Here is a 14,036-nt window from a genome sequence, read left to right as displayed (position 1 = left end):
AGATTCTTATTAATCTCCATCTCCCCTTCACAGGGGAGGAAGCAAACTATTTAAGGCTGTTTCAGCCAGTTAATAACTTTGTGTACCATGGGTTTGAGGAACCGATCCTGCGGCGTCAGCATGTAGCATTTTCCTGCCGCCGCCAGTTTGCCGGGATGCGCGGCGACAAGCTGGCCGTTATTGATATAATCCTGCACGAGTCCTTCCCAGCCGAGCAATATCCCGTCGCCCAGCACTGCCGATTGCACCAGGAACGGATAATTATTGGCGCGCCACGTTCTGCGCGGCGTCACGAAGCTGACACCCTGTGAGGCAAACCAGTCGCGCCAGCCTGTCCATTCACGCTGTGGATCATCCTGAATCAGCAGGGTTTGTTCCAGAAGATCGGCGGCGCTGGCCTCCGGCGGAAGACGAGCCAGAAATTGCGGTGAGCACATCGGATAACATACTTCGTCAAACAACGCCTGAACGTGGTATCCGGGCGGCGGCTCACGCAGATAGAAGATAGCCAGATCAAATTCTGATGACTTAAGGTCTGAAAAGCTGTCGGAAATTTTCATGCGGATTTGCAAATCGGGCAAAAGCTGGCGCAATAACGACAGGCGGGACGACAACCACAGGCCGCTCATGGCGCTGGTACAGGCCAGTGTGACCTGCGGTAAACCATTCCAGCCCATGACTTCCGCCGTGGATTGCGAAATATCGCCCAGTAATTTACGCACCTGATGCGCATAGGTTTCACCGCGTGGCGTCAGGGTCGTTTTACGCTGAGCGCGCTGGAAAAGCTTACACCCGAGCATTTCCTCCAGCTGGATGATCTGGCGGCTGATGGCACTTTGAGTAAGATTCAGCTCATCGGCTGCCCGGGAAAAACTGCAATAACGCGCCACGCATTCAAAAGCCACCAGCGTGTTCAGTGGCGGTAACGGTTCTATCTGCACGGTAAAGTCTCCCCGCATGGGCGTTTAGCTGTTTTCCAGCATCAGCGAAATCGTCAGACCGACCTGCTGGATGGCGCGTTCAGTTTTTGCAGTCAGGGGCTGGGCATAGTTGATGCGCAGGCAATTACGGTATTTGCCTGAAGCAGAGAATATCGAACCGATGGCAATTTGCACGAGATGTTCTTCGAGCAGCCGGTTCAGGCGCTGTGTATCCACGCGTTCATCGAGTTCAATCCACAACAAAAAACCGCCCTGCGGACGGCTGACACGCGTACCACACGGAAAATACTTCATCACCCAGTCGGTCATGATGCACAGATTGCGCTGGTACTGATTACGCATCCGGCGCATATGCTGCAGGTAATGTCCCTGTCTGATGAAATCGGCGATTGCGATTTGTGGCAGCGTCGCCGACGCGCCGGTAGTGATGTATTTCATGTGCAATGCGCGGTCATGGTAGCGACCCGGCGCGATCCAGCCGACCCGTAAACCGGGCGCCAGCGTTTTTGAAAACGAGCTGCACAGCAATACGCGGCCATCTTCATCGAAAGAAGTGATGGTAGCAGGGCGCGGATACTGATACGCCAGTTCACCATAAACATCGTCTTCGATAATGGCGATATCGTAGCGTTGTGCCAGTCGCAGCAGACTTTTTTTCCGGTCATCCGGCATGTTGTAACCGAGCGGATTATTGCAGTTTGGCGTCAGTTGTATGGCCTTGACCGGCCACTGCTCGAGTGCCATTTCCAGCGCTTCGAGGCTGATGCCAGTCACCGGGTCAGTCGGGATTTCCAGCGCTTTCATGCCGAAACCTTTCAGGGTTTGCATGGCTCCGTGAAAACTCGGCGAATCCACCGCCACAATATCACCTTGTTCGCAGACCGAACGGATAGCGATAGACAGGGCTTCATGGCAACCGGTGGTGATCAGAATATTGCTGGCATCCATGTGGCTGCCGCTGTCAATCATCAGGCGGGCGATTTGTTCGCGCAATTCTTCCGAGCCGTAAATGCTGTCGTAATGAAATGCATTGAGATTCTGATGCTGTCCGGCCCGGCCCATCAGACGGCTGAGTGGCCTGAGCGTGGCTGCCGTGACGTCCGGCGAGCCCCGCCCGAGTTGAACCACACCGGGACGATGCGGCGAAGTGATCAATTCAAGTACCTGATCCCACTGGGAAATATCCACAGGACGTTGTGTCGGGCGGCAAATCGCCGGCAATGCTGCCTGCAGACGCGCATCTTTCACGAAGTAGCCGGATTTGGGCCGCGCTTCCACCAGCTGTTTTTCTTCCAGCACCCGGTAGGCCTGCTGAACCGTACTGACGCTGACGCCATGTTCGCTGCTTAACACCCGCACCGAAGGCAGGCGGATCCCCGCCGGATACAGGCCCTGTTCAATACGGTCACTCAAGACATTTGCCAGATTTTCGTAACGGTTCATTTTCTTTTCCTCAACGCCTGCGCAAAGAAAGCAGTACAGATGGACACAATCTAACGCTTAATCTGTCATCAGATCCAGATCTGTATGGTCGAAATACAAAAAAACTGAATCTGTAATGTTTTCACCGTTTGTTAGATCCTGATGTCAGGTCGTCAACGGGAGCAGAATATGAAAAAAATCATTGAAGATCGGCAGTTTGCCGGATGTGACACGCGTGTCTGTGCAGAGATCGCAACACCTGAGCGGGCAGTACAGATGCCGCAGAAAAAAGCCGGATGGGTAAAACAGTTATTTGCCGTCGTGCACGACTGGAATGAGCGGCGCGTCAGCCGCAAGATTTTGCATTCACTGAACGCGGATCAGCTGAAGGATATTGGTCTGGCGAAATCGGATATTGACAAAGAATATCCTAAAGCCATCTGGCCGAACTGGCCGAAGTGATTTTGCGCCCTCCCCTGCGAAGGGGAGGAGCGGTCATGAGTTTTACTTCACCTGCATACCCGGCTGTGCGCCGGAATCCGGGCTGAGCAGGAAGATGTCTTTTCCGCCAGGGCCCGCCGCCATCACCATCCCTTCAGAGATACCGAAGCGCATTTTACGCGGTGCGAGGTTCGCGACCATGATGGTCAGACGACCTTCCAGTGCTTTCGGATCAGGATAGGCAGAACGGATACCGGAGAAAATCTGACGCGTTTCGCCGCCCAGATCCAGCTTCAGACGCAGCAGTTTGTCTGAACCTTCGACGAAATCAGCGCTTACGATCAGTGCGATACGCATATCCACTTTGGCAAAATCATCAAACGTAATGGTTTCCTGAATCGGATCATCGGCCAGCGGTCCGGTTGCCGGAGTTTTGGCTGCAGCGATATCCTCTTTTGAGGCATCAACCATCGCGGTCACTTTATCCATTTCGATACGGCTGAACAGCGCTTTGAACGGATTCACCTGATGCGACAGCAGCGGCTGGGCAATCGCGTCCCAGTCAAGCCGGGTATTCAGGAAAGCTTCTGTGCGCTCTGACAATGCAGGCAGAACCGGCTTCAGATAGGTCATCAATACACGAAACAGGTTAATTCCCATTGAGCAGATGGCCTGCAGGTCGGCATCACGGCCTTCCTGTTTCGCCACCACCCACGGAGCCTGTTCGTCGACATAACGGTTGGCCAGATCAGCAAGTGCCATGATTTCACGGATGGCGCGACCTGACTCACGGCTGTCATAAGCCTGAGCGATGCTTTCCGCGGCGTCGGTGAAGGTTTTGTACAACGCTTCATCGGCCAGCTTATCAGCCAGTTTGCCGTCAAAACGTTTGGCAATAAAACCGGCATTACGTGACGCCAGATTGACGACTTTATTGACGATATCGGCGTTAACACGCTGCACGAAATCTTCCAGATTCAGGTCAATATCGTCGATGCGTGAAGACAGTTTTGCCGCGTAGTAGTAACGCAGGCAGTCTGCATCCAGATGGTTAAGATACGTGCTGGCTTTGATGAACGTGCCACGGGACTTGGACATTTTCGCACCGTTGACGGTGACATAGCCGTGCACGAACAGATTAGTCGGCTTGCGGAAACCGCTGCCTTCCAGCATTGCCGGCCAGAACAGGCTGTGGAAGTAAACGATGTCTTTACCGATGAAATGGTACAGTTCAGTCGTGGAGTCTTTTTTCCAGAACTCGTCGAAATTCAGATCGCTGCGGCGGTCACACAGGTTTTTGAATGAGCCCATATAGCCGATGGGCGCGTCCAGCCAGACGTAGAAATATTTGCCCGGGGCATCCGGAATTTCAAAACCGAAATACGGGGCATCGCGGGAGATGTCCCATTGCTGCAAACCATGTTCAAACCATTCCTGCATTTTGTTCGCCACTTGTTCCTGCAGTGCACCGGAACGGGTCCAGGCTTGCAACATCGCGCTGAACTCAGGCAAATCAAAGAAGTAATGTTCGGAATCACGCAGCACCGGCGTTGCGCCCGACACCACAGATTTCGGCTCGATCAGTTCAGTCGGGCTGTAGGTGGCGCCACATACCTCGCAGTTATCGCCATACTGGTCAGGCGATTTACATTTCGGGCAGGTACCTTTAACGAAACGGTCAGGCAGGAACATGCCTTTCTCCGGATCGTACAACTGAGAAATAGTGCGATTCTTGATAAAACCGTTTTCTTTCAGACGACCGTAAATCAGCTCTGACAGCACACGGTTTTCATCACTGTGGGTGGAGTGATAGTTGTCGTAACTGATGCCGAAGCCGGCGAAATCTTTCTGATGCTCCTGGCTCATTTCGGCAATCATCTCTTCCGGCCTGATCCCGAGTTGCTGTGCTTTCAGCATGATCGGAGTGCCGTGTGCATCGTCCGCACAGATGAAATGCACTTCATTGCCGCGCATTCGCTGGTAACGAACCCAGACGTCAGCCTGGATGTGCTCGAGCATGTGACCGAGATGGATGGATCCGTTGGCGTACGGAAGTGCACAGGTTACCAAAATTTTTTTCGCGACTTGAGCCATAGTAAGAGCTTGCTTTCTGTAGTTGAAATCAGGGGCATTGATGTTAACCGAAAGCGCCGCCCCGCGTAAACAAACGGGGGGATCTCCTTGCGTGTGTTCTGTTATGCTTAAGGCAGATACCTCGTCTGATAACCCCTTTCAAGGAGCCGGGATGACATCTCAATCCCCACAGCAGACCACACCCGCAGGGCTGCGCGCACTCGTGACCGGCGTACTGGCCACCTTCCGCCATTCCACACTGCAAAAAGATTTGCCCGCGATGAAAGCGTTGCATCACTGCGTGTTAATGGATGAAGTTTTACATATTGATCTGACCCTGCCGTTCGCCTGGAACAGCGGTTTTGATGCGTTAAAGGAAGAAACCAGCAGCGAATTGTTGCGGGTGACGGGGGCGTCTGCGATTCAGTGGAATCTGCGCCACGACATTGCCACCATCAAGCGGGCAAACGAACAGCCGGGTATCAAGGGTGTTCGTAATATTCTGGCAGTCAGTTCAGGCAAAGGCGGGGTAGGGAAGTCTACCACGGCGGTTAACCTGGCGCTGGCGCTGGCGGCGGAAGGTGCCAAAGTCGGTATTCTGGATGCGGATATTTATGGGCCTTCTGTCCCGAATATGCTGGGTACTGAAGAAGAACGCCCGACCTCGCCGGATGGCGTGCACATGTCGCCGATTATGGCGCACGGCCTGGCGACCAACTCGATTGGCTATCTGGTGACAGATGAAAACGCCATGGTGTGGCGCGGGCCGATGGCCAGCAAAGCGCTGATGCAGATGCTGCAGGATACGCTGTGGCCAGATCTGGATTATCTGGTCATCGACCTGCCACCGGGTACCGGTGATATTCAGCTTACGCTGTCGCAAAATATTCCGGTGACCGCCGCCTTAGTGGTCACGACGCCGCAGGATATTGCGCTGCTTGATGCGATGAAGGGCATCGTGATGTTTGAGAAAGTCCATGTGCCGGTGCTGGGGATTGTCGAGAACATGAGCATGCATGTGTGCAGCAACTGCGGGCATCACGAACCGATTTTCGGTACCGGTGGCGCGCAACGTCTGGCCGAGAAATACCGCTGCGAATTGCTGGCGCAATTGCCGCTGCATATTTCACTGCGTGAGGATTTAGATCGTGGCGAGCCGACAGTGGTTTCTAATCCGGAAAGCGAATTCACAGTGATTTACCGCGAACTGGCGGCAAAAATTGCGTCACAACTGTTCTGGAAAGGCGACGCCATCCCGACAGAAATTGCCTTCAGAGCCGTTTAATCCCCCAACTCTGCGAATTATTGCCTGATGTCAGCGATTACACCGCCTTAACGCTGGCATCGGGCAGTGTGTTGTACTTATAATTGGCGCGTTCAAAGCACATGTCTGTGCTTGCCTTCCAACTTCCAAATCAGGTCTTTAATTTTATGTCTGACAAATTCCATCAGTGTGTCATCGTGGGTATCGCTGGCGCATCTGCTTCGGGAAAAAGCCTCATCGCCAGTACGTTATACCGTGAACTTCGTGATCAGGTCGGTGATGAGCATATCGGGGTCATCCCGGAAGATTGCTACTATAAAGACCAGAGTCACATGACCATGGAAGAGCGGGTCAAAACCAACTACGACCATCCAAGTGCGATGGACCACAATTTACTGTTCCAGCATTTACAGGCTATGAAGTCTGGTCAGGCAATTGAATTACCGAGCTACAGCTTCATTGAGCATACCCGTCTGCCAGAGACCGTCACTCTTAAACCGAAGAAAGTGATTATTCTGGAAGGGATCCTGCTCCTGACCGACGCGCGTTTACGTGACGAAATGAATTTCTCCATCTTCGTCGATACCCCGCTGGATATATGCCTGATGCGCCGCATGAAACGTGACGTCAACGAACGTGGTCGTTCAATGGATTCCGTGATGGCGCAGTATCAGAAAACGGTACGTCCAATGTTCCTGCAATTTATCGAGCCTTCAAAACAATACGCAGACATCATTGTGCCGCGCGGCGGCAAAAACCGGATTGCGATTGATATCCTCAAGGCTAAAATCAGCCAGTTCTTCAATTAATCGCGGAACAATCCGTTAACACCACACCGGAGATACGATGAGACTTTGCGACCGAGATATAGAAGCCTGGCTGGACAGCGGCAAATTAGGCATTTCACCCCGTCCGCCGGTTGAACGAATTAACGGTGCAACGGTAGATGTGCGTCTGGGAAACGGCTTTCGCGTTTTCCTCGGCCATAACGCGGGTTATATCGACCTGAGCGGCCCGAAAGACGAAGTCAGTGCTGCGCTCGATAAAGTGATGAGTGATGAGATTGTTTTGCCGGAAGGTGAAGCATTCTTCCTGCACCCTGGCGAACTGGCGCTGGCAGTGACCTATGAGTCGGTCACTATTCCTGACGATCTGGTGGGCTGGCTGGACGGACGCTCCTCACTGGCGCGTCTCGGGCTGATGGTGCACGTAACCGCACACCGTATTGATCCGGGCTGGAAGGGACGTATCGTTCTGGAGTTCTATAATTCAGGTAAGCTCCCGCTGGCGCTTCGCCCGGGAATGTTGATTGGCGCGCTGAGTTTTGAGCCGTTATCGGGTTCTGCTGCAAGGCCGTACAATAGTCGTCAGGACGCGAAATACCGCGACCAGCAAAGCGCTATTGCCAGTCGTATTGACAAAGACTGATTCTGTTTTTCATCCGTTTTACGGATAAAAACGTGAGGAAGGCATGAGAAGACTACTGACAACACTGGTGATCTTACTGGTGGTTATCATTGCCGGCATGACTTCGCTGGTATTCCTGATTAACCCGAACGATTTCCGCCAGTACATGGTGGAAAGAGTCGAGATGAAAAGCGGCTATCAGCTGGCCATCAACGGTTCACTGCGGTGGCATGTCTGGCCGCAGCTTAGCATCATTGCCGGTCAGACATCTGTGACCGCACCGGGTGCTAAAGTCCCGGTGGTCAGTGCGGAAAATATGCGGCTGGATGTCAAACTCTGGCCTCTTCTTTCTCATCAGCTTGCGGTGAAGCAGGTTCTGCTGAAAAACGCTGTTATTCGTTTAACACCGGAAACGGAAGAAAATCAGCCTGATGCGCCGGTGGCCCCTTCTACGCCAACGCCTGTTGCCCCAGCGGCCTCTGAACTGGAAGCAGGCTGGAAATTTGATCTCGATAAAATCAGTGTGGCTGACAGTTTACTCATCTGGCAGCGTGGTGATGACGAGCAGATCAACGTGCGCGATATCAATCTGGAAATGGAAAAGAATGACAACCGTCAGGCTACCATCCAGCTTTCAAGCCGCATAAACCGCGATCAGCGCGATCTGTCTTTCACGATGAAGGCTGAACTGGATATGCAGCACTATCCGCAGGCTGTCTCTGCCAACATCAGCAAATTCACTTATCAGCTCAGCGGTGCCGATATTCCGGTGAAAGGTCTTCAGGGAAACGGCTCGATGCAGGCCAGCTACCAGCGGGATAATAATTTGGTGACGCTGAATCAGCTGGCGCTGACCGCCAATGATAATCAGATTTCCGGTACGGCCACCGCGAAGCTGGGTGAACGGGCGGATTACCAACTGAATTTAAACGCCAATAAACTTGATCTTGATGCACTGACAGGCTGGCAGCCTAAGACTGATGAGCCCGCATCGCAAACGGCGCAGTCTGTTACCTCCGCCCCCGTTATTGCCCGTGATGTGGATGAACAACCCAACGGACTGAATAATTTGCAAACCTTCAATGCCACGCTGGCGCTGAAGGTGGCGGATCTCACCTATCGCGGGATGAAAATCCAGAACCTTGCACTGAATGCGGTCAATCAGCAGGGCAAGATTTCTTTGCCGGCATTAAGCGGCAACATGGGGGCCGGGCACTTTTCTCTGCCTGGCACTGTGGATGTCACAGGGAATAAAATTCATGTTCATCTGACACCGGATGTGAATAGCATTGAACTGGGCGATTTTCTGGCGGCTTACGGGTTACCGAAAGTCCTGACCGGCAGCTTCTCGATGCAGGGCGATGTGAGCGGAGAGGGGTTATCGGCCGCCGATTTCGCACGCCGCTGGCAAGGCGACGGGCAACTTTCAATGGATAATGCGCGTCTGAATGGCCTTAATATTCAGCAGCTTATCCAACAGGCAGTCAGCCGTAATACCAGTAATGTTCAGGGGCTGGAAAAGTATGAACACTATAGCCAGATCGATACGCTGAAAGCACAGGGACATCTGGCCGGAGGGACACTGACCCTGAGTAACCTTGAAGGCCAGTCGCCCATGGTGTCCGGGAAAGGTGACGGAACAATCGATATGTCGAATCAAAAGGTGGATATGAACTTGCTGATTCGTGTTACCGGTGGCTGGAAAGGTGACAGCAATTTGATCAATACCCTGAAAACGACAGATATCCCGTTGCGGGTTTACGGACCCTGGGCTCAGATGGGATATCAGTTACAGGTGGATCAGATACTGAGGCGTACGCTTGAACAAAGCGCTCGCAGCGCCATTCAAAACTGGGCCGATAAACGCAAGGACAGTAAAGAAAAAGGCGATGTTGAGAAATTATTAAACAAATAATCTCTTCCTCTAAGCGTATTCTGAGTATAAAAAAACGGGGTGCCTGTGCCGGCACTCCGTTTTTATAGGGTAGGGGTTTCAGACTTCATAATCGTCTTCCGAGGCGGTTTCAGGCGGCGTAATCTTTACTTTTAGAATGCGGTGACTACTGACTTCTAAAGGTTCAAACAGATAGCCATTAATGTGTATCTGTGCGCCGACCTGCGGGATGCTTTGGGTATATTCCATCAGCAAGCCAGCCAGCGTGTGATATTCCCTTTTTTCATCCACCGGCAGGGAGATATACATCACCAGATCGTCAAGCGACATGTAGCCGTTGGCTATCCAGCTTCCGTCCTGCTGCTGCCGGATATCATGTCGTGCATCAGGCGTTTCGTCAGACTCAGGCAGGTTACCGGCAATAGTTTCCATCACATCCGTCAGGGTCACGATCCCTTCGACAGAACCGAATTCATCGACGACGAAAGCAAAATGTGTTTTTGCCTTGCGGAATTGTTCGAGGGCCATCAGCAGAGAAAGTTGCTCCGGGAAGATCAGGGGCTGGCGGATCAGTGCCTTAAGATCCAGTTCATTTTGCAGTAACTGTTGCCTGAGCAGATCAACCACGTGTACAACGCCCAGCGGTTCATCGGTCGAACTGTCTTCGGTAACCAGCATACGGGTGTGCTGGTTAGCAGCGATTTGCAGTGTCAGCACGTCAACCGGGTCATTAAGTTCAAGATTATCAACATCATGACGAGAGGTCATCACGCTGCTGACGGTGCGCTGACCCAGCCCCAGCACACGTTCAATCATGTGGCGTTCCTGCTGGTTAAAAATCGCATCCTCATCATCAGCGCTGTCAGCAATCATGTTCGAAGAGTGTGTATCAAGTTCAGCTTCTTCATGTTTACCACGCAAGACGCGCAGTACGGTTTCTGCGGTACGTTCACGCAGCGAGCGCCGTGAGGATAAAAAGCGTTTGCGGTTAAACTGTGCGAGCTGGTTCAGCCCTTCAATGATCACGGAGAAACCGATCGCGGCATACAAATAGCCTTTCGGAATAACATAGCCAAAACCTTCGGCAACCAGGCTGAAGCCGATCATCAGCAGGAAGCTGAGACATAAGATGACGATAGTCGGGTGCGCATTGACGAAACGTGTCAGTGGCTTACTGGCTAACAGCATCAGGCCAATAGCAATACACACCGCCGCCATCATGACCGCCAGATGTTCAACCATTCCGACGGCGGTAATCACCGAGTCGAGTGAAAAAACCGCATCCAATACCACAATTTGAGCCACGACCGGCCAGAATTTAGCGCCACGTTGCTGATGGTTTTGTTCCTCATCTTTGCCTTCGAGCCGCTCATTAAGCTCCATTGTTGCCTTGAACAACAGGAATATACCCCCCGCGAGCATAATCATATCGCGGGCGCTGAAAGGATGTCCGAGCACGCTGAGAAGAGGGCGGGTCAGTGTAGATAACCAGGATATTGAAGCCAGCAGCAGAAGCCGCATGATGAGCGCCAGTAAAAGGCCCGTAATGCGAGCTTTATCACGTTGATGACGCGGAAGTTTATCGGCCAGGATGGCAATGAAAATGAGATTGTCTATCCCCAGGACAATTTCGAGAACTACCAGGGTTGCAAGCCCGGCCCAAATCGAGGGATCGGCGATCCATTCCATATTGCGTTTTTCACCTTTGGTTACACGACGGCTGTCGCACGTTGAATAATGGGCGTCAGTGCCATAAATTTCAAATTTAAAACAGGGAGCTAGGCCAGTCTGTAAGGATCAGGAGGGATGAAGAATAAGAGGTGAGAAAAAAGTCGGCAGGACTGTTTTGGAAAGCAGCAAGATATGATTACTAAATCGCCGAACAGGTACAACATTCCTAAAAATAAGTGTTTAGCTTACCGTTTGGTGCGGCTTACTGGTATTGTAATCGAATTAACATAATCGTGTTTGAGTCCTAAAATCATGAGTATGGTCTCCCTAAACCAAATAACAGAGACTATACTTGTGAAAGAATTAACGGATTGGAAATTTAAATCAATTTAACTATTTCAGTTCAGAGAAATCCCTGACGCGTTTGGATGCTGACTGACTGAATTTACATACCATAGGTTTCAAGGAGTATCCTTTACAATGTTAAAAGCTGTTATCCCTGTTGCCGGTCTGGGCACACGTATGTTGCCAGCGACGAAAGCTATCCCAAAAGAAATGCTGCCTATCGTCGATAAGCCTTTGATCCAGTACATCGTTAATGAATGTGCTGCGGCGGGCATCAAAGAAATCATTCTGGTCACGCACTCTTCGAAAAACGCGATCGAAAACCACTTCGATACCTCTTTCGAACTGGAAAGCATGCTTGAATCTCGTGTAAAACGTCAGCTTCTGGAAGAAGTGCAGTCTATCTGCCCTAAAGGCGTGACAATCATGAACGTACGTCAGGGGCAATCAAAAGGCCTCGGGCACGCGGTTTTGTGTGCAAAACCTCTGATTGGTAATTCTCCTTTCGCGGTTATTCTGCCGGACGTGCTGATGGATGATTCCACCAGTGATCTGCGTAAAGACAACCTTGCTGCGATGCTTCGCCGTTTCCAGGAAACAGGTAACAGCCAGGTCATGGTTGAAGAAGTCCCGGAAAAAGACGTTTCCAAGTACGGTATTGTCAACTGCAATGGCGTAGAAGTAGAGCCGGGCGAAAGTGCGCCGATGACGGCCATCGTTGAAAAACCTGATCTGAAAGACGCGCCATCAAACCTCGCGGTGGTGGGGCGCTATGTGCTGTCGGAAGCTATCTGGCCACTGCTGGCAGTTACCCCGTACGGTGCAGGTAATGAAATCCAGCTGACGGATGCTATCGCCATGCTGATGAAAAAACATACTGTTGAAGCCTTCTCAATGACCGGCCGTTCACATGACTGTGGTGATAAACTCGGTTATATGAAGGCGTTTGTTGAGTACGGTATTCGCCACAACACGCAGGGCGAAGCGTTCAACACATGGTTGAAAGAATTTACCGAAAAATAGTTAACAGGCTTATAAAAGCACCGATTAATTCGGTGCTTTTTTTTTTGTTAAGAGAAAGCTACCAGACCTGTCTCAGTGCACGAAAGTGAGACTAATCCGCTGTAGTCCTCATATCTGACCCCTTATATTAATTGATTACCAAAGTTACGTTGGATTTTCAAAAGATAAAGTCGCCCTTACGGTGATTTTTAGATCACGGGCGGTATTAATTTTGATTAAAAAATGAGTCATTGCTCGGGTAAGTCAGGCGGAAGGCTAAACTTAGAGGTTTATACCCTAAAGCGTATGATATTATAGGGAGTTGAATGTCGGCTCTTATGGCTATTTACACAGTATTAAATGTTTAGTGGAAGCCTGGCCTTTATTACGATTTCCATAAAATTTAACATTTTATTGTGAAAGCACGAAGACCTTCAGATTGGTCATGCAAAAATTGCTGGTGCAAGTGTAAAATTAATCACGTGAGACCTTTTATAATGAATATACTGATAACTGGCGGCGCGGGTTTCATCGGTTCTGCGGTAGTACGTCACATCATTTCTGAAACAAACGACAATGTGCTCGTGGTTGATAGTCTGACGTATGCAGGCAATTTAGAGTCCCTGAAGCTCGTCGAAAATGACCCTCGCTACCGTTTTTCTCTTACGAACATTTGTGATCGTTCTTCTCTTGATGACATCTTTGCTGAGTTTAAGCCAGATGCTGTTATGCATCTGGCTGCAGAAAGCCATGTCGATCGCTCAATTGACGGGCCTTCAGCTTTCATTGATACCAATATCATCGGTACTTACACTCTCTTAGAAGCCTCCCGACACTATTGGGCGGGATTAGATGATGAGAAGAAAAGTCTGTTCCGGTTTCATCATATTTCTACCGATGAAGTTTATGGTGATCTGCATGGAACGGATGAGCTTTTCACAGAGACCACGGCCTATGCGCCAAGCAGCCCGTACTCAGCATCAAAAGCAGCAAGTGATCATCTTGTCCGTGCATGGAACCGAACCTATGGTCTCCCGACCCTGGTAACAAATTGCTCAAATAACTACGGACCATTTCATTTTCCTGAGAAACTGATCCCGCTCGTTATTCTTAATGCACTCGCGGGTAAACCTCTTCCTGTTTACGGTGACGGTGCTCAAATCCGTGACTGGTTATATGTCGAAGATCATGCACGGGCGCTTTATCGGGTTGTTACGCAAGGTGTTATTGGAGAGACGTATAACATTGGCGGGCACAATGAACGCAAAAATATCGATGTCGTCACGACCATTTGCGAGATCCTTGACCAATTGTTACCTAATAAGCCTGCAGGGATAACTCATTTCAAGCAGTTGATCACCTTTGTCAAAGACCGCCCGGGTCATGACATGCGTTATGCTATCGATGCCAGTAAAATTGAACGTGAACTTGGCTGGAAACCTGTTGAGACTTTCGAAAGTGGAATTTTGAAAACAGTGAAATGGTATCTTGAAAACGAAACGTGGTGGAAACGTGTTCAGGATGGATCTTATGCAGGTGAGCGGTTAGGTTTGAAAGACTAAATAGAAGAGGTTGT

At 50.8% G+C, this 14,036-nt stretch carries 11 protein-coding genes; 7 read left to right on the top strand and 4 right to left on the bottom strand.

The features are described from left to right. Nucleotides 1-50: 50 nt before the first annotated feature. The gene (locus tag ACOZIO_RS05110; RefSeq protein WP_129952669.1) at nt 51-941 is read right to left on the bottom strand and encodes a LysR substrate-binding domain-containing protein; all 891 of its coding nucleotides are present in this window, start codon (nt 939-941) and stop codon (nt 51-53) included. A gap of 24 nt (nt 942-965) precedes the next feature. Beyond that, the gene (locus ACOZIO_RS05105; protein ID WP_217233469.1) at nt 966-2,384 is read right to left on the bottom strand and encodes a PLP-dependent aminotransferase family protein; all 1,419 of its coding nucleotides are present in this window, start codon (nt 2,382-2,384) and stop codon (nt 966-968) included. Between the two features lie 168 nt (nt 2,385-2,552). Here ACOZIO_RS05105 and ACOZIO_RS05100 point away from each other — a divergent pair, with 168 nt between their 5' ends. Continuing rightward, nucleotides 2,553-2,825, top strand: coding sequence for a DUF1127 domain-containing protein (locus ACOZIO_RS05100; protein ID WP_129952671.1), 273 nt, complete (start codon nt 2,553-2,555; stop codon nt 2,823-2,825). A gap of 42 nt (nt 2,826-2,867) precedes the next feature. Here the strand turns inward: ACOZIO_RS05100 and metG are convergent, their stop codons facing one another. Then, on the bottom strand, nt 2,868-4,940 hold the full coding sequence (gene metG, locus ACOZIO_RS05095) for a methionine--tRNA ligase (RefSeq protein WP_255466766.1): 2,073 nt from the start codon (nt 4,938-4,940) through the stop codon (nt 2,868-2,870). 109 nt (nt 4,941-5,049) lie between these two features. On the opposite strand from metG, the gene apbC reads away from it, so the two are divergent. From apbC to asmA, 4 genes are all read left to right on the top strand, one after another. Further along, nucleotides 5,050-6,162 carry an iron-sulfur cluster carrier protein ApbC gene (gene apbC / locus ACOZIO_RS05090; protein ID WP_129952673.1) on the top strand — a complete coding sequence of 371 codons (1,113 nt, stop codon included), beginning with the start codon at nt 5,050-5,052 and terminating at the stop codon, nt 6,160-6,162. 146 nt (nt 6,163-6,308) lie between these two features. Continuing rightward, nucleotides 6,309-6,950 carry a uridine kinase gene (gene udk, locus ACOZIO_RS05085; RefSeq protein ID WP_013575064.1) on the top strand — a complete coding sequence of 214 codons (642 nt, stop codon included), beginning with the start codon at nt 6,309-6,311 and terminating at the stop codon, nt 6,948-6,950. Nucleotides 6,951-6,987: 37 nt separating this feature from the next. Continuing rightward, entirely contained in the window at nt 6,988-7,569 is a 582-nt protein-coding gene (gene dcd, locus ACOZIO_RS05080) for a dCTP deaminase (RefSeq protein ID WP_120133513.1), read from the top strand. 43 nt (nt 7,570-7,612) lie between these two features. Then, the gene (asmA, locus tag ACOZIO_RS05075; protein WP_129952674.1) at nt 7,613-9,463 is read left to right on the top strand and encodes an outer membrane assembly protein AsmA; all 1,851 of its coding nucleotides are present in this window, start codon (nt 7,613-7,615) and stop codon (nt 9,461-9,463) included. A 78-nt stretch (nt 9,464-9,541) separates the two neighbouring features. Here asmA and ACOZIO_RS05070 read toward each other — a convergent pair whose 3' ends face one another. Continuing rightward, complete coding sequence (locus ACOZIO_RS05070) at nt 9,542-11,131, bottom strand: TerC family protein (protein WP_217137731.1); 1,590 nt, start codon at nt 11,129-11,131, stop codon at nt 9,542-9,544. A gap of 462 nt (nt 11,132-11,593) precedes the next feature. Between ACOZIO_RS05070 and galU the strand changes: the two genes are divergently transcribed. Together galU and rfbB are read left to right on the top strand one after the other, a co-directional pair. Further along, entirely contained in the window at nt 11,594-12,481 is an 888-nt protein-coding gene (galU, locus tag ACOZIO_RS05065) for a UTP--glucose-1-phosphate uridylyltransferase GalU (protein WP_129952676.1), read from the top strand. 473 nt (nt 12,482-12,954) lie between these two features. Further along, nucleotides 12,955-14,022: a dTDP-glucose 4,6-dehydratase gene (gene rfbB, locus ACOZIO_RS05060; protein WP_129952795.1), complete on the top strand. Its 1,068-nt coding sequence runs from the start codon at nt 12,955-12,957 to the stop codon at nt 14,020-14,022. The last annotated feature ends 14 nt before the right edge of the window (nt 14,023-14,036 follow it).

Origin of the sequence: Rahnella sp. PD4 (assembly GCF_049199325.1) — a bacterium.
GTDB classification, from domain to species: domain Bacteria; phylum Pseudomonadota; class Gammaproteobacteria; order Enterobacterales; family Enterobacteriaceae; genus Rahnella; species Rahnella perminowiae.
The sequence above is the reverse complement of the archived record's forward strand: the minus strand, read 5'-3'. Positions and strand labels throughout refer to the sequence as shown.